The following is a 16,314-nucleotide window of genomic DNA, read 5'->3' as shown; positions in this document are numbered from 1 at the left end:
GGCTTAAGGCAGCGGTCTTGAAAACCGCCGATGGGAAACCATCCCAGAGTTCGAATCTCTGTTCCTCCGCCATATAAGAGAAGCCCGCAGCGATGCGGGCTTTTCGCTTTTCTGCTTTCCATCCTTCTGAAAAACATCCTGAAGCTTTTCAATCTGCTGCCGTAACCCGACGGCCAGCGCGTTTACTGCTATAGTCGATGCACGGTTTTTGCAAACATCTGGCGATTTTCTCAGGCAAGCTGGGTTACACTGTGCGGTAATTCGCTCTTTGGCGAGCTAATCGCTTGAATGCCAGAGTGTTTCCCTGATGAATTATGGAATAGGCACAATGATCAAGAAACTGAGTCTTTGCGCGCTGTCAGTGATCGCGGCGCTGCCGATGGGTATGAGCGCTTATGCCGCGGATGGCGACATGCAACTGCAGCAGGTCCTGATGCTGAGTCGTCACAACCTGCGTGCCCCGCTGGCCAACAACGGCAGCGTGCTGGAGCAGGCGACGAAAAAAAGCTGGCCGCAGTGGGATGTGCCCGGCGGTGAGCTGACCACCAAAGGCGGCGTGCTGGAAGTCTACATGGGTAACTACACCCGTCAGTGGCTGGCCCAGCAGGGGCTGGTACAGAATGGCACCTGTCCGGACAGCAGCAACATCTTTGTCTATGCCAACAGCCTGCAGCGTACCGTCGCGACGGCGCAGTATTTCGTCACTGGTGCTTTCCCGGGCTGCGATATCGCTGTCACCCATCAGGATGCGATGGGCACTATGGACCCGATCTTCAATCCGGTAATCACCGATGGCAGCGAAGCGTTTAACAAGAAAGCGCTGGCGGCGATGACCACAGCCAATGAGAAGCTGGCGCTGAAGCCGGCCTTCCAGCGGCTGGAAAAAATCGTGGATTACAAATCAGCTCCGGCCTGTAACGGCAAGAAACAGTGCGACCTGAGCAGCGGCGACAACACCTTTAGCGCGGAAAACGGCAAAGAGCCCGGCGTCAATGGCCCGCTGAAAGTGGGTAACTCGCTGGTCGACGCCTTTACGCTGCAATATTACGAAGGTTTCCCGGCGGATCAGGTTGCCTGGGGACAAATCAAAACGCCTGAACAGTGGAAAGAGCTCGCGGCGATCAAGAATGGCTATCAGGATGCGCTGTTTACCGCGCCGGAAGTGGCGCGTGACGTTGCCGCACCGCTGGTGGATTACATCCGCAGCCAGCTGGTCGATCAGGACAAAGCCACCGCGCCAAAAGTCACGCTGATGGTCGGACACGATTCGAATATCGCGTCATTGCTGAGCGCGCTGCAGGTTAAGCCGTACGAGCTGCCGGGTAACGACGAGAAAACCCCGATTGGCGGCCAGGTAGTGTTTGAACGCTGGCACGATGCGAAGAACAACAAAGACCTGCTGAAAGTGGAGTATGTCTATCAGACGGCGGATCAGCTGCGTAATGCAGATGTGCTGAGCCTGAAGAACCCACCGAAGCGCGTTACGCTGCAGCTGGCGGGGTGTGACACTGACGCCAACGGCTACTGCAGCTGGGATCAGTTCACCAGCGCGCTGAACAACGCGCTGCAGGGTACACCGCTGCAGCCAGCCGCACCGGCACCGGCCGCACAGCCTGCTGCCGCGCCGGCAGCCAGCGATGACGCACAGGCCAAAGCGGATCAGGCCAGCGCGGATAAAGCCGCGGCTGATAAAGCTGCAGCGCAGAAAGCCGCTGACGCGAAAGCTGCTGAGGAAAAAGTGAAGGCGGACAAGGCCACGGCGCAAAAAGCGGCGGACGACAAAGCCAAAGCTGAGAAGGCCAGCGCTCAGAAGGCCGCAGAGGAGAAGGCGAAAGCCGATGCCGCAGCGGCGCAGAAAGCGCAGGCTGAAGCAGCGCCGGCGAAGCCGGAGGCGGACGCTAAACCCGCGCAACAGCCGGCAGCAGCCAGCAACTAAAACGCCAGCAGGGTCGCCATGCACGGCGACCCTGCTGTGTTGTTACCGGCTGCGCATTGACGCACTCCGCAGTGAATCGAATAAAACCACCGTTCAGTTCAACGGTGGTTTCATGCCGTTTAACCGGCTACCACGACCAGTTTCTGGTTAGCAAACTCCTTCAGCCCGAGATCGGACAGTTCACGGCCATAGCCGGAACGCTTCACGCCGCCGAACGGCAGCTCAGCCGCGGTATCACTCTGCGAATTGATAAACACCATGCCGGTCTCAATCTGCGAAGCCATGTTGCGCCCGCGCGCAATGTCCCGCGTCCACACGGAACCGCCCAAACCGTAGTGCGAATCGTTGGCCAGTGCCACGGCAGCACGATCGTCCGCCACCACATACACCTGCGCCACCGGGCCGAAAAACTCCTGATAATAAGCCGGGTTATCCGGCGTCAGGCCGGTCAGGATGGTTGGCTGGTAGTAGCAGCCGACGCCGTCGATTACGCGTCCACCGCACTCCACGCGTGCGCCATGCGCCACCGCCTCGTCCACCTGTTTCACCAGCCGGTCACGTGCATCCTGTGACGACAGCGGCCCCAGCGTGGTTTTTTCATCTAACGGATCGCCGGGCGTAGCGGATTGCAGCGCCGCGCTAAATTTAGCCATAAAGCGATCGGCAATCTTTTCATGCAGAATAAAGCGCTTGGCCGCGGTACACACCTGACCGCAGTTGCTGAGCCGGGCCTGCGCCCCCTGGCGCACCGCTTCATCAATGTCGGCATCGTCCAGCACCACAAACACATCGTTACCACCCAGCTCGAGCGTGGATTTTTTCAGATGCTTACCGGCCTGCTCAGCCACCGCGCTGCCGGCGCGCTCTGAACCGGTGAGCGCCACGCCCTGCACGCGCGGATCGGCAATCAGATCGGCCACCTGCTGGTTAGAGATAAACAGATTGGTCCACGCGCCCTGCGGCGCACCGGCTTCCAGCACCAGCTTTTCAAACACGTCGGCGCAGTGCGGCACAATGTTGGCATGTTTCGCCAGCACCGGATTGCCCAGTGCCAGGTTCGGTGCCAGCACGCGCATCAGCTGATAATAGGGAAAATTCCACGGCTCGACGGCCACCACCACGCCAATCGGATGGTATTCGAGCCAGGCATCACCGACATCGCTGGGATAGGGCTGGGCCTGTAACAGCCTTGCCGCGTGTTCGGCATAATAGCGCGCGATGCTGGCGCAAATTTTCACTTCGCCGCGGCTCTGGCCAATCAGCTTACCCATCTCTTTGCTGGCGATGATGGCCAGCTCTTCGCTGCGCTGCTCAATCAATTCTGCCAGACGCTGCAGCACCTGCAGACGCGGCTGAATGTCGCCTTTGCTCCACGGCGAATGGTAGAGCGCATCGGCGGTGTGCAGCGCCTGCTGCGTGTAGCTGTCATCGTGTGATGGCCAGGTTTTCAGCAGCTGATTGTTGGCCGGATTAATGCTTTGATAGGCTGACATAAAGGCTCCCTGACGGCTAAAAATGAGAAGGCGGGACATGCCCGCCTGTGCTTCAGATGTTTTTACGTTCGACCGGCTTATCGTCCCACGTCAGGACGTCCTGGTCGGTTTTCTCAAACGCGCGGAATAACACCTCATCGCTGCCTTGCTGGCGCCAGATCTCTTCGGCAAGCCGTTCGTCATAATTCGCCACTTCGAAAATTGCTTCAGCGATTTCCGGTGAGGTGTGACGTAAGGTCGCCCATTCGCCCACGTGGTGAGCTTTAAACTGTTCTGTTGCCATAACTCTCTCCTGTTGGGAATTTATCCTTTCAGTTTTACCGCCAGACCGGCGACGTATTGGCCCTGATAACGGGCAATTTCCAGTTCTTCCGCAGAGGGCTGGCGCGATCCGTCACCGCCCGCCAGCGTGGTTGCGCCATACGGCGTACCGCCACGCACCTGCGAAATATCAAACAACTCTTTGGTGCCGTAGCCGATGGGCACAATCACCATGCCGTGATGTGCCAGGGTGGTCCACACCGAGGTGATAGTCTGCTCCTGACCGCCGCCGGTGCCGGTAGACGCAAACACGCTGGCAATCTTGCCGTACAGCGCGCCAGAGGCCCACAGGCCGCCGGTGCGGTCCCAGAAATTACGCATCTGACCGGACATGTTGCCGAAGCGCGTCGGGGTGCCGACGATGATGGCATCGTACTGCGGCAGGTCGTCCGGTTTGGCTTCCACCGCCGGCTGATTAACCTTCCCGCCGACCTGAGAAAATCGTTCGGCATCCATACTTTCCGGCACGCGCAGAATGGTGACTTCGGCACCGCTCACGCTCTTCGCACCGTCTGCCACCGCGTTAGCCATGGTTTCGATATGTCCGTACATGGAGTAATAAAGCACCAGAATTTTTGCCATCGTGTTTTCATCCTGTGGTGTAAGGAACAGAAAGAAGTATAGAAGAGGCTGCGCGCTATGCTGGTCAGCCATTGAACAGTCACGGAGATTGCGCTACGACTTCTGCCGCTAACCGCTTGTTTTTCAGCTGAATATCTCGCCATAAAAACGATGTTAAGCGGTTTATCTGTTGCAAAGTATGAATATGTGCCTGATTGTGCGCATCCATTGGCTATGCTTTAAGCGGGTGTGGCGAGATAGTGCGCACCTGACCTGACACTGTTAGCGCAGTGAAATGTCTTCACCACCTATGCTCAATACCTGGAGGAAATGATGGCTCAACATCGTGGAGGATCAGGCAACTTCGCGGAAGATCGCGAAAGGGCCGCGGAAGCGGGTCGAAAAGGCGGTAAAAACAGCGGCGGGAATTTCAGAAATGATCCGCAGCGTGCTGCCGAAGCAGGTGAAAAGGGGGGACGCAGCCGCGCGAAAAAATAGTGCGTCTGTGACGGTATCCTCGGCCGCCGGGTACGCCCGGCGGTTACAATGATTGCAATTTGCCCGGCTAATCAGCAAAAATGTGCGCCAGTCCTCTATTCTGGTGCGTTATGTCTGCTTCCACTTCCCGCCTCAGCCTGCGTATTACGCGTCAGGAGCTGGTACTTATTTTTATCACTATGGTCTGGGGTGGCACCTTTCTGGTGGTGCATCGCGCCATGGCGCATTCGGGGCCGTTCTTTTTTGTCGGGCTGCGTTTCGCTACCGCCTCGCTGCTGCTGGCCTTTTTCTTTCGCCGCTATTTGCGTCACATTACCTGGCTGGAAATCAAAGCGGGTGCGCTGATTGGCGTGGCGATTGCCGGCGGTTACGGATTGCAAACCTGGGGTATGCAAACCATTTCCAGCAGCCAGTCGGCGTTTCTGACGGCACTTTACGTGCCGGTGGTGCCGCTGTTGCAATGGCTGTTTCTGCGCCGGCCGCCGGGCCTGATGGCGTGGCTGGGCATTTTGCTGGCGTTCACCGGTCTGGTGCTGGTGGCGGGTCCGCAGGATGGCAGCCTGACGCTGAATGCCGGTGAGATCGCCACGCTGCTCAGCACCCTCGCCATTGCCGCCGAGATCATTCTTATCAGCCGCTACGCCGGGCAGGTCGATGTGCGCCGCGTGACGCTGGTACAGCTGCTGGTGGCTTCGGCCTGCGCCTTCGTGCTGATGCTGCCCAACGGCGAATCTTTACCCACGCTATCGGCACCGCTGCTGTTTAGCGCGCTGGGCCTCGGCGCGGCCAGCGCGCTGATTCAGGTCACCATGAACTGGGCGCAGCGCAGCGTCTCGCCGACGCGCGCCACAGTGATTTATGCCGGCGAGCCGGTGTGGGCCGGTGTGGTCGGACGCATTGCCGGCGAACGGTTACCGGCCGCGGCGCTGCTGGGCGGCGCACTGATTGTCTGCGGGGTGATTGTCAGTGAACTGCGCCTGCGGCGCAAAAAAGCGGTGCCGGAGCAGGCACCGCAGAAGCCTTAAGGCTGCGGGCGCGCCGCCGGCTGGGTCAGCGCGGCACCGCGTCGCTGCAGAATTGCGTTGAGGATGATGGCACCGAAGGTGGCCGTGCCGATGCCGCCGAGGGTAAAGCTGCCGATCTTCAGCGCAAAATCCCCGGCGCCGAGCACCAGCGTGGTGGCCACCATAATCAGATTGCTGTTCTGGCTAAAATCGACGTGGTTCTGCACCCAGATGCGCGCGCCCGCCACGGCGATTAAGCCAAACACCACAATTGAAGCGCCGCCAATCACCGGGCCGGGAATGGTGTGGATGAGCGCGCCGAACTTAGGCGAAAAGCCCAGCACCAGCGCAATCAGCGCCGCAGCGACAAACGCCAGCGTGGAGTAGACTTTGGTCACCGCCATCACGCCAATGTTTTCGGCATAGGTGGTGACGCCGCTGCCGCCGATGGAACCAGACAGCATGGTTGCCAGGCCGTCGCCGACGAACGCGCGTCCCATCCACGGATCGAGATTACGCCCGGTCATGCCCGCCACCGCTTTAATATGGCCGAGGTTCTCTGCCACCAGAATAATCGCCACCGGTGCGATCATCACGATTGCCTGCATATCAAATACTGGCGCGGTGGTGTGCGGCAGACCAAACCACGCGGCGCTGGCCACGCGGCTGAAATCCACCGGCTTGCCGAAGCCCATCACGTTGGTCAGCAGAGCGTACAGCGCCCAGGCGACAATCAGTCCGACCAGAATCAGCAGCCGCTGCACCATGCCGCGGGTGAACACCGCCACCAGCCCGATGCACAGCACCGTCATCACCGCCATCCAGCTATCAAACATCGAGGCGGAGACGCTGTGCACCGCAATCGGTGCCAGATTAAGGCCGATGGCCATCACTACCGCACCGGTGACCACCGGTGGCATCAGCCGTTCAATCCAGCCGGTACCCACTTTCATCACCACCAGGCCAATCAGCGTGTAGAGCGCGCCGCAGGCAATAACGCCGCCCAGCGCCAGCGCCAGGTTGGGATTGAGCCCCTGACCGTTGAAGCCGGTAATGGCGATCACCACGCCGACAAACGCGGCGCTCGATCCGAGATAACTCGGCACGCGACCACCGGTAATGACAAAGAACAGCAGGGTGCCGATACCGGAAACCAGAATCGCCAGGTTGGGATCCAGCCCCATCAGCAGCGGCATCAGCACCGTTGCGCCAAACATTGCTACCGCATGCTGCAGGCCCAGCACGAACGTCTGCCCGAGTGGCAGGGTTTCGTCCGGGGCAATCAGCCCGTTATCGCTCATGGCTGACTTTTTCTGCCAGCGGGGGAACCAGGAACTCGCCATCGTCTTCTCCAGGGTAGTGGTCGAACCGGGCCGCACGGTGCGGCGTTAGCGGTCGTCCTGCCGTGAAAGGGCATGGTAGCAACGGTCAAACCACATCAGACCGGGCTGGGCATCATGGCGCTCCAGCGCCATCACGTTGCAAAACAGAATGTCGTGTGTCGCCACGCTGACGACCTGCGTGATGGTGCAGTCGAACGCCATCAGCGCCCCCTGCAGCAGCGGGGCGCCGCTGTGCTGCGTGTGCCAGTGGGCGGCGGCAAAACGTTCCGCCATCGGGGTTTTACCGCCAAACAGCGTTGACAGCGATTCCTGGCCAGCGGCCAGCGTGTTCACACACAGCACGCCGTTGTCGCGGAAGATCGGCCACACCGATGCATTACGATTGAGGCAGACCAGCAGCGTCGGCGGCGTATCACTGACGCTGCACACCGCGGTGGCGGTAAAACCGGCGCGTCCGGCCGGCCCGTCGGTGGTGATGATATTGACCGCCGCGCCCAGGCCGGACATGGCATCGCGGAAAGCCTGCTGGCTCACTTCGGGCAGCAGAGGCAGTTCATGTACGCTCATCATCGGCTCCGTGATTAGCTGGCGCGGCGAGCCGGCGTGGCGGTGTCCGCCAGCCAGCGCAGCAGCAGCGCATTAAAGTTGTCGGCATCGGTCACGCTCATGGCATGGCCGCCCCACGGCATCTCAATCAGGCTGCCGTTGGGCAGCGCCTGCGCCAGCTGCGGCGAGCAGCTCCACGGCACCAGCAGGTCATCCTGACTGCATATCGCCAGCACCGGCTGGGTGATTCGCGAGGCGTGCGGACGGAAATCGGCCGATTTCAGCGCGTGCAGACGCCGCAGCAGGTTCTCCATGCCCTGGAAATGCGCCACGTGATGCACATCCTCCGCGCTGATGCGTGACTGATGGCGTGCCAGCCATTCGGCCGGATAAAGAAACAGCGGCTGCGCGCGCACAAACGCTTCAACACCAACGTTGAGCAGCAGATCCTGACGCACCTGGAAGCAGCGTTCGGTGTGGGCATCCAGCGCCAGCCAGCCGTTGATCACCACTACGCGTCCGACGCGCTGCGGATAATCAAGCGCCAGCTGCAGGCCAATCAGCCCGCCAAGCGCATGGCCCACGATGTCATACTGTTCGATGCCGTGCTCCGCCAGCGCGTCGGCCAGTTCCGCTGCCATCATCGCCATGCTGTAACCTTCCGGCAGCGTATCGGGGCTGCGACCGGTGCCGCGCTGATCGTAGGTCACCACGCGATAGTGCGGCGTCAGTGCCGCCAGCTGCGGTTGCCAGAAAGCGGCCACGCCGCCCAGCCCGGACGACAGTACCAGCGTCGGCGCGTCGGGCGCGCTTAATCCCTGAATGTCCAGATGCATTACGCCTCCTGCCGGCCAATGTGTGCCACGCTGGCGATTTCAATCAGCGCATCGGGTTTCACCAGACCGCACTGAATACAGAAGCGCGCCGGTTTGTCGCCGGGGAAATAGTCGGCATATACCTGGTTTACCGCCGCGTAGTTGCTCCAGTCGGTGATGAAAATCGAGTTGAAAGTGACGTCCTGCAGGCTGCCACCGGCGGTCTCGATCACTTTTTTGATGGTTTCCAGCACGTGGCGGGTTTGCGCCGCCGCATCCCCGACGTGCACCACGTTGTTGTCGGCATCGAACGGCAGCGTACCGGAAACGTACACCACGCCATCGGCTAAGGTGCCGGGTACAAACGGAGCGATCGGCGTCGTGGTGCCGGGAGGAATAATCACTGTTTTAGGCATGACTCAGAGTCCTTATTATTAAGCGTGCAGGTGAAACGGCGGTTATGACTTCAGCGCCTCGCAGAAGGTGTCGGTATCGCTGACCCAGCCAAAAAAGGTTTCAATGTTGAACAGCGCCGCCTGCTGAGCAAACGACGGTCCGGCCTGATGGGTGGCATCGGCCAGCACCACGCCGAAATACTCGAGGAAAAAGCCGTCGCGCAGCGTCGATTCCACGCAGACGTTGGTGGCAATGCCGGTAAACACCAGATGACGAATACCGCGGCTGCGCAGCATGCTGTCGAGCGGCGTGTTGAAAAAGCCGCTGTAGCGCGGTTTGGGCAGCACAATATCGCCGGCTTGTGGCACCAGTTCATCCACCAGCGCATAATCCCAGCCGCCTTTTGCCAGCAGCGTGCCGTGCAGCTCCGGCCGCTGGCGCATGGTTTTCAGTGCGTTGGATTTATGGAAATTGGGCGAACCGGCGTCACCGGCTTCGACATACTGATTATCCCAGCCGTTCTGGAACCAGATGATCTGCATCCCTGCCGCGCGGGCGGCGGTGACCGCCTGATGAATCCGGGCGATAACCGGCTGCGTGGCGGAGACATTAAACCCGGCCAGATCGAGATAGCCGCCCTGGCTGGCGTAGGCGTTCTGCATATCCACCACAATCAGCGCGCTTTGCGCCGGCGGCAGGGCGATGGCTTCCGGGCGCGCCGGCAGAGTCACTGCAGGCTGGCTGGTGCTGTGGGCACAAACGACGGTATTCATTATGCAACCTCCTTGTGGGCGTCAATCAGCGCGCGGCGGCACGCCATCAGCGGCTGGATACGTTCACCAAAATCTTCAATGCCCTGCAGGAAATCATCAAAGGTCAGCAGCACGCCTTCGGTGCCTTCCACCAGCGCCACTTCATCCAGCATGCGTGCCACGCTGGCATAAGAACCGACCAGCGTGCCCATATTGATGTTGACGGCAGAGGTCGGATCGGCCATCTGGCGCACATTGGTGTCGCTGCCGGATTTGGTGTCCTGCTGGCTCTGCGTGGTGAGCCAGGCGAGGGCTTCATCGTCTGCGCCGGCTTTGTAGTGTTCCCATTTGGCGCGCGCGGCTTCGTCGCTTTCGGCGGCGATAATCATAAACAGCACGTAGGAACCGACGTCGCGCCCGGTTTTGTCCGCGGCCTGTTTCATGCGTGCGGCAGTGGGTGCAAAGGCGGTCGGGGTATTGACGCCCTTGCCGAAGCAGAAGTTGTAATCAGCGTATTGCGCCGAAAAGGCCATGCCGGCATCACTTTGACCGGCGCAAATCACCTTCATCGGCTTCTGCGGCTGCGGACTGACGCGACAGTCGTTCATGGTGAAGAACTCACCTTTGAAGTCGCTCTGGCCAGTGCCCCACAGGTCGCGCAGCACCGTGACGTACTCCGTCAGGTAGTTGTAGCGGCTGGCAAAATATTCATCGCCCGGCCACAGCCCCATCTGCTCATACTCCGGCTTCTGCCAGCCGGTGACCAGATTGACGCCGAAGCGGCCGCCGGAAATGGAGTCGATGGTAGCGGCCATGCGCGCCACGATAGCGGGCGGCAGCGTCAGGGTGGCGGCGGTGGCGTAGATTTCAATGCGTGAGGTCACCGCAGCCAGCCCGGCCATCAGGGTGAAGGACTCCAGGTTGTGGTCCCAGAATTCGGTTTTGCCGCCGAAGCCGCGCAGCTTAATCATCGACAGGGCAAAGTCGAAGTGATAGTGCTCAGCTTTGAGCACAATCGCTTTGTTGAGTTCAAAGGTCGGCTTGTATTGCGGGGCATGCGTGGAGATGAGCCAGCCATTGTTGCCAATCGGAACGAAAACGCCAATTTTCATGTGAAACCTCTCTGCATTGAACATGGATTGCTTCACGCGCTGCGTTGCTTCCTGCACGCATCCTGCGGGCGGCGCTCGATCACAAAATTGCAAAGCCTGTGCCACAATTTTAAAAGTGATACATAACAATCAGTTAAAATTGGCGACGTAATGAATCCTGAGTGACTGGTCCAAAACAGACCATCTGGTCAAAACAAATTGCACGTTTTTCATGCGTCACCTGAGCGAAAAAGGTGCAGGGCACAGCATTAGGCAGGAAACAGGGCGTTTGTTATGATGCGATTTCGCAGGATGGAAGAGGTAACAGTGTGAAAAGCGATGAAAAAAAGCCAGGACGCCGATCGCGGGCCGTTGCGGCGAAACGGGCAGCTATTCTGGAAGCGGCATTGGCCTTCTTCTCGCAGTTTGGCATTCACGGCACCAGTCTGGATAAGGTGGCTGAGCGCGCGGACGTCTCAAAAACCAACCTGCTTTACTACTATCCGTCAAAAGAAGTGCTGTATGTGGCGGTACTGAAAGAGATTCTTGATGTGTGGCTGGCGCCGCTGCGTGCGCTGCGTCATGACCAGGATCCGCTGGTGGCCATCCGCAACTATATTCGTCTCAAGCTGGAAGTGTCGCGTGACCACCCGCAGGCATCGCGCCTGTTCTGTCTGGAGATGCTGCAGGGCGCGCCGCTGCTGAAGGGCGAACTGGCGGGGGATTTAAAAGCGCTGGTGGATGACAAAGCGGCGATTATCGAACAGTGGATCGCCGAAGGGCGTATTGCCGGCGTGCAGCCGCAGCATCTGTTCTTTCTGCTGTGGGCGACTACGCAGCACTACGCTGATTTCGCGTCCCAGGTGGAAGCCATCACCGGCCAGACGCTAAACGATGCGGAATTTTTTGCCCAGACGCTGGATAACGTTCAGCGCATGATCATTGAAGGGATCCGCGTGCGCTGATCCCAAAGGCTGACCAGGAGAGTGCATGGATTCGCTATCACAACTAACGCTGGGCGCGGCGGTGACCGTGGCCGTAATGGGCAAACGCGTGCCGCTGTGGCAGGCGGCACTGGCGGGGGCGGTCGCGGGCACGCTGCCGGACCTCGACGTGTTTATCGACCACGGCGATGCCATTCGCAACATGACGCTGCACCGCACCGAGAGCCACGCGCTGCTGTGGCTGACGCTGGTGGCACCGTTACCTGGCTGGCTGGTGGCTGGCGCGACGCGCAGCCGGCAGCACTGGCGCGCCTGGTGCCTCGCCATCTGGCTGGCACTGATCACGCATCCGCTGCTGGACCTGACCACGGTGTACGGCACGCAGCTCGGACTGCCGCTGACCGATTACCCGTTCGCCATCGGCAGCATGTTCATCATCGATCCGCTCTACACGCTACCGCTGCTGATCGCCCTGATCGTCGCACTGTGGCGGCGGGATGCGTGCGGGCTACGCTGGAATCAGGCCGGATTGCTCATCAGTACGCTGTACCTGGGCTGGAGCATGGTGGCGCAAAGTGTTGCTACCCGACATATTGAGCACCAGCTGACGCAGCAGGCCGTGCAGCCGCAGCAACTGCTGGTGACGCCCACCGCGTTCAACACGCTGGTGTGGCGCACGGTAATTATCACGCCGCAGCGCTACGGGGAAGCATGGTGGTCGCTGCTGTCGCCCGATCGTCCCTTACAGATCCGCTGGTACGATCGTCATCCCGCGCTTTTTGCCCCGTTTAAAGGCCAGTGGCACGCCGAACGCGTTGCGTGGTTCAGCCATGGTTTCTATGCCATGCGCCAGCAGGGCAACGACACGCTGATCGTGGATTTGCGCATGGGGGAAGAGCCGGATTACACCTTTACCTTTAATCTCGGTTCCGCCGCAGCGCCGGCAGCAGCACCACAGCGGGAAGATTCGCTGCGGCCGTCGCTGGCGCAGGCGTGGCACAAATTCACGGAACGCTTATAACGAACAGGCCCGGATAACCGGGCCTGTTCGTTTAGGTGGATCAGGCTTTACGCCGGCGTAGCAGCCAGCCCATGGTCAGCACCACAAACCACAGTGGCGTCACCATCAGCGCCTGGCGGGTATCTTCCTGCAGCGTCAGCAGCACCAGCACAAAGGCAAAGAAAGCCATGCACACCCAGCACATCAGCTTGCCGAGTGGCATTTTGAAGCGTGACGCCGCATGCCGCTGCGGATGCTGTTTGCGGTAGGCCAGATAGCTGCACAGGATAATGGTCCAGACAAACATAAACAGAATCGCCGAAACCGTGGTCACCATGGTGAAGACCGTCATCACATCCGGAATCAGGTAGATCAACGCCACGCCAGCCAGCAGACACAGGCAGGAGAAGAACAGGCCGGTGGTCGGCACCGCGCGCGCCGAGAGACGGCCAAACGCCTTATGCGCCACGCCCTGTTCCGCCAGACCATACAGCATGCGGCTGGTGGAGAAAATGCCGCTGTTGGCTGAGGAGGCCGCGGAGGTTAGCACCACAAAGTTAACGATGCTGGCAGCGGCCGGCAGGCCAATCAGCACAAACATTTCAACGAATGGACTGCGATCCGGTATGACCTGGTTCCACGGCGTCACCGCCATGATCACCAGCAGCGCCAGCACGTAAAACATGATGATGCGCAGCGGGATCGCGTTGATGGCACGCGGCAGAACTTTATGCGGATCTTTGGTCTCCGCCGCCGCCGTACCCACCAGTTCAATGCCGACAAAGGCAAACACCGCAATCTGGAAGCCGGCAAAGAAACCGCTCAGCCCTTTCGGGAACATGCCGCCGTGATCCCAGATGTTGCTCAGCGCCGCGTGGCTCCCGTTCGGCGAAGGGTAGTGCAGGCTGACCAGCACAATCCCGGTGATGATTAACGCCACGATGGCGACGATTTTGATAATGGCGAACCAGAACTCCATCTCGCCAAACAGTTTTACCGTGGCGATGTTCAGGGCAAGGAAAACAAACACGCACAGCAGCGCGCTCATCCAGATTGAGAAGTTCGGGAACCACAGCTGGAAATAGGCGCTGATCGCCACCACGTCGGCGATGCCGGTCACCACCCAGCAGAACCAGTAAGTCCAGCCGGTGAAATAACCGGCCCACGGACCGAGCAGATCGGCGGCAAAGTCGCTGAAGGATTTGTACTCAAGGTTGGAGAGCAGCAGCTCACCCATGGCGCGCATCACAAAGAACAGCATAAAACCGATGATCATATAGACGAAGATGATCGACGGACCCGCCAGGCTGATGGTTTTACCGGAGCCCATGAACAGACCGGTGCCAATGGCACCGCCGATAGCGATAAGCTGGATGTGACGGTTATGCAGGTTGCGCCGGAGTTTTTCCGGCTGTTCGGCCTCAATGGGCGCCGCTTTAGATTGATCAACCATAAAAATATCTTTCCTGTCTTGATGTTGTGTCAGCTCTGCTGGCTGTTGAATAACGTGCTGTTGCACAGGGCAAGAGGGCATAAGATAGAGGAAAGGCGGCCACTCTCGGTAATGGTTTTTAAACCTTTGTGCCCTTTTGCGTGCTTTACCGTGTCAGTAAATATTTACATGGCGCGCCGTGCCGTCATTTTGCGTAAATGTTCTGCAAATGAGCCGCTTGCACCACGCAGCGCTGCGCAGGGTTCTACACTTGTCATTTCGATGAACCCGGAAAAAGTGAGGCAGCGTGCGCGCATTGCTCGCGATAGTGCTGCTGGCCCTGTGCGGCTGGTGGAGTTTACCCTGGCTGAAAACGCATCTGCCGCCACAGTGGAATCCGTTTATACCGCTCCAGGTTACCGATCCGCCGGGCTGGATGACGCGCTATAAGCTGCAGCGGCTGAGCAGCGATCCGGCCGCGTGTCTGGCGGTGATGCGCGCGGCCAGCGCGCAGGGCAGAGTCAGTTTCCGTGAGGTGCCGCCGCTGCAGGGCGATTGTCCGATTGATCAACCGCTGCGCATCAGCCGCTTCGGTGAGGTCACGCTGAGCAGCAGTTTTCTTGCCAGCTGTCCGATGGCGGTGGCCAGCACGCTGTATGTTACACGCAGCAATGCGGCGCTGCAGCAGGCCGGCATTACCTCGCCGCTGCGCCGCATCGCGCATGTTGGCAGTTACGCCTGCCGCAATATTTATCACCGCCAGGAAGGACGCCGCAGTGAACATGCGACGGCGGAGGCGTGGGACATCACGGGGTTTCAGCTGGCGGATGGGCGCTGGCTACAGGTAGGCAAAAACTGGCAGCAACCGCCGCAGGCCGCTGCCGGTTTGCACGCTTTATGGCGCAACGGCTGTGCCAGCTTCGGTAATGCGCTGGGGCCGGATTACAATGCGGCGCATGCCAGCCATTTCCACCTTGGCATGCGCGGCGCAGGCTTTTGTCGCTAAACTACACCGCCGGGTTTAATCCGCGTTTGATGAGGAAATGATTTGCCGGCCAGGAGAAAATAAATCCGGTGAGCATCGCCAGCTGTAACATAAACCAGAAGGCGCTGAGCAGGGGATTGAGCTGTTGATTAAGCACATATTTTAGGGCCAGCGTCATAAAGATAAAGATTCCCGTTTGATAAATCAGCAGCGGAAAGGTTTCTGTTTTCAGCGCTAATAATAACGTACGGACAATAGAAAGTTGTTCCCGCTGGCGAATGGCCAGAAACTGAAAAAATAATCCCGCCAGTAACGAAATCATCACGCAAATAACCGCCTGTAACCACAGCGCGGGGCTAATTGCAAAATGCTTGAGCAGAGTGACTATTGGCAGGGTGATGATGTCGCCGAATATACAGGCGGCGGCAGAGAGCGAGGTGGAAATAAAAATGGTTTGCCAGCTGGCATAACCGGTTAATCCGGATGGCAGCAGCAGCGCCAGTTTTCGCTGACGTGACGGTTTACGCCCGAGATACCACCATGCCAGCCAGCCGAAAAACGGCATGTACAGCCCGGTGAGCGGCCAGATGATATTCATGACCGCCAGCGGATGCGGGTGACGCAACAGATCTTTAGCTATCATCAGGGCGGTACACATGCCCACGACCAGAAAGGGTAATGCCAGCTGGTTTAACATAGTCAGTCCCACTCAGTTTGCTGAAATCGCGCCAGCCTGCGGAGCTATGCTGGTGCCTGCCACCTTGCGCCTCTGCTAAAGCGTAGCTGGAAAAGACGGTGCCGGAAATGTCTGCCACAGGTGCAAAGCAGGGAAACACTGCAGAAATAACTGGAATTAAGCCGCGCTGCGGACTTAATCAGCAGGAAGATTATGACGGGCGGTATAAAAAAGGGGAATGGCAAAGATAATAGCGATTAATGATGAGGCGAATGTTTTATCTGCGAAGTCTGGCGTTTAATCAACAGGACGATTGAAAATTCTTCAGAAAAATCTTATTCTGATTCGCACGACTTATCATCCTGATGGTGCCGCTGGCATACGCACCATAGTTTAATTTCTCATTTGGGTAACATATTGACAACAAGGTAGTTATCACTTTTTGCCCGCAATGCCGCTCTGGTTTCAATCAATATTTTTTCTCTGGTTAATTTATTTTTTACATTAATCGGCACAGATAT

Annotated in this window: 17 protein-coding genes; 6 read left to right on the top strand and 11 right to left on the bottom strand. The window is 58.8% G+C overall.

Features of this window, described 5'->3' with window-relative positions:
- Positions 1-328: 328 nt before the first annotated feature.
- Positions 329-1,936, top strand: a complete 1,608-nt coding sequence (agp, locus tag QMM04_RS14455) for a bifunctional glucose-1-phosphatase/inositol phosphatase (RefSeq protein ID WP_282996410.1) — start codon at positions 329-331, stop codon at positions 1,934-1,936.
- A 119-nt stretch (positions 1,937-2,055) separates the two neighbouring features.
- Here the strand turns inward: agp and QMM04_RS14450 are convergent, their stop codons facing one another.
- Genes QMM04_RS14450 through wrbA form a run of 3 tightly spaced genes read right to left on the bottom strand, consistent with a single transcriptional unit; the run spans position 2,056 to position 4,332 of the window.
- On the bottom strand, positions 2,056-3,429 hold the full coding sequence (locus QMM04_RS14450; protein ID WP_125308505.1) for an NAD-dependent succinate-semialdehyde dehydrogenase: 1,374 nt from the start codon (positions 3,427-3,429) through the stop codon (positions 2,056-2,058).
- A gap of 52 nt (positions 3,430-3,481) precedes the next feature.
- Positions 3,482-3,712 carry a YccJ family protein gene (locus QMM04_RS14445; protein ID WP_021508292.1) on the bottom strand — a complete coding sequence of 77 codons (231 nt, stop codon included), beginning with the start codon at positions 3,710-3,712 and terminating at the stop codon, positions 3,482-3,484.
- Positions 3,713-3,732: 20 nt separating this feature from the next.
- Complete coding sequence (gene wrbA / locus QMM04_RS14440) at positions 3,733-4,332, bottom strand: NAD(P)H:quinone oxidoreductase (protein ID WP_282996409.1); 600 nt, start codon at positions 4,330-4,332, stop codon at positions 3,733-3,735.
- 312 nt (positions 4,333-4,644) lie between these two features.
- On the opposite strand from wrbA, the gene QMM04_RS14435 reads away from it, so the two are divergent.
- Both QMM04_RS14435 and QMM04_RS14430 read left to right on the top strand, forming a co-directional pair.
- Positions 4,645-4,809, top strand: a complete 165-nt coding sequence (locus QMM04_RS14435; protein WP_010616548.1) for a general stress protein — start codon at positions 4,645-4,647, stop codon at positions 4,807-4,809.
- A 110-nt stretch (positions 4,810-4,919) separates the two neighbouring features.
- Positions 4,920-5,834 carry a DMT family transporter gene (locus tag QMM04_RS14430; protein ID WP_021508290.1) on the top strand — a complete coding sequence of 305 codons (915 nt, stop codon included), beginning with the start codon at positions 4,920-4,922 and terminating at the stop codon, positions 5,832-5,834.
- On the opposite strand, the gene rutG is transcribed toward QMM04_RS14430, so the two are convergent.
- Genes rutG through rutA form a run of 6 tightly spaced genes read right to left on the bottom strand, consistent with a single transcriptional unit; the run spans position 5,831 to position 10,777 of the window.
- Positions 5,831-7,156 carry a pyrimidine utilization transport protein G gene (gene rutG, locus QMM04_RS14425; protein WP_021508289.1) on the bottom strand — a complete coding sequence of 442 codons (1,326 nt, stop codon included), beginning with the start codon at positions 7,154-7,156 and terminating at the stop codon, positions 5,831-5,833. The two genes, QMM04_RS14430 and rutG, sit on opposite strands and share 4 nt — an antisense overlap.
- Before the next feature lie 45 nt (positions 7,157-7,201).
- Positions 7,202-7,699, bottom strand: a complete 498-nt coding sequence (gene rutF, locus QMM04_RS14420) for an NADH-dependent FMN reductase RutF (RefSeq protein ID WP_260467586.1) — start codon at positions 7,697-7,699, stop codon at positions 7,202-7,204.
- A gap of 38 nt (positions 7,700-7,737) precedes the next feature.
- Complete coding sequence (gene rutD / locus QMM04_RS14415) at positions 7,738-8,538, bottom strand: pyrimidine utilization protein D (protein ID WP_021508287.1); 801 nt, start codon at positions 8,536-8,538, stop codon at positions 7,738-7,740.
- On the bottom strand, positions 8,538-8,933 hold the full coding sequence (rutC, locus tag QMM04_RS14410; RefSeq protein WP_021508286.1) for a pyrimidine utilization protein C: 396 nt from the start codon (positions 8,931-8,933) through the stop codon (positions 8,538-8,540). Before rutC ends, rutD begins: the two co-directional genes overlap by 1 nt.
- 42 nt (positions 8,934-8,975) lie before the next feature.
- Positions 8,976-9,686, bottom strand: a complete 711-nt coding sequence (gene rutB, locus QMM04_RS14405; protein WP_282996408.1) for a pyrimidine utilization protein B — start codon at positions 9,684-9,686, stop codon at positions 8,976-8,978.
- Positions 9,686-10,777, bottom strand: coding sequence for a pyrimidine utilization protein A (gene rutA / locus QMM04_RS14400; protein ID WP_059008914.1), 1,092 nt, complete (start codon positions 10,775-10,777; stop codon positions 9,686-9,688). The genes rutB and rutA overlap by 1 nt, the downstream gene beginning before the upstream one ends.
- A gap of 308 nt (positions 10,778-11,085) precedes the next feature.
- Here rutA and rutR point away from each other — a divergent pair, with 308 nt between their 5' ends.
- A complete protein-coding gene (rutR, locus tag QMM04_RS14395) occupies positions 11,086-11,721 on the top strand; it encodes an HTH-type transcriptional regulator RutR (protein WP_031279844.1) in 636 nt (211 codons plus the stop codon).
- Between the two features lie 25 nt (positions 11,722-11,746).
- Positions 11,747-12,721, top strand: a complete 975-nt coding sequence (locus tag QMM04_RS14390; protein WP_125308511.1) for a metal-dependent hydrolase — start codon at positions 11,747-11,749, stop codon at positions 12,719-12,721.
- Between the two features lie 40 nt (positions 12,722-12,761).
- On the opposite strand, the gene cycA is transcribed toward QMM04_RS14390, so the two are convergent.
- Entirely contained in the window at positions 12,762-14,153 is a 1,392-nt protein-coding gene (cycA, locus tag QMM04_RS14385; protein WP_282996407.1) for a D-serine/D-alanine/glycine transporter, read from the bottom strand.
- Positions 14,154-14,439: 286 nt separating this feature from the next.
- Between cycA and QMM04_RS14380 the strand changes: the two genes are divergently transcribed.
- Positions 14,440-15,138 (top strand): extensin family protein, encoded by a 699-nt coding sequence (locus QMM04_RS14380; RefSeq protein WP_058769587.1) that lies wholly within the window; start codon positions 14,440-14,442, stop codon positions 15,136-15,138.
- A gap of 1 nt (position 15,139) precedes the next feature.
- On the opposite strand, the gene QMM04_RS14375 is transcribed toward QMM04_RS14380, so the two are convergent.
- Positions 15,140-15,814, bottom strand: a complete 675-nt coding sequence (locus tag QMM04_RS14375; RefSeq protein ID WP_059008910.1) for a DUF4396 domain-containing protein — start codon at positions 15,812-15,814, stop codon at positions 15,140-15,142.
- Between the last annotated feature and the right edge of the window lie 500 nt (positions 15,815-16,314).

Source organism: Pantoea sp. Pa-EAmG, from assembly GCF_030024295.1.
In the GTDB taxonomy this organism is placed as follows: Bacteria; Pseudomonadota; Gammaproteobacteria; order Enterobacterales; family Enterobacteriaceae; genus Pantoea; species Pantoea dispersa.
Note: the sequence above shows the minus strand (reverse complement) of the source record. Positions and strands in the feature narration are given on the sequence as shown.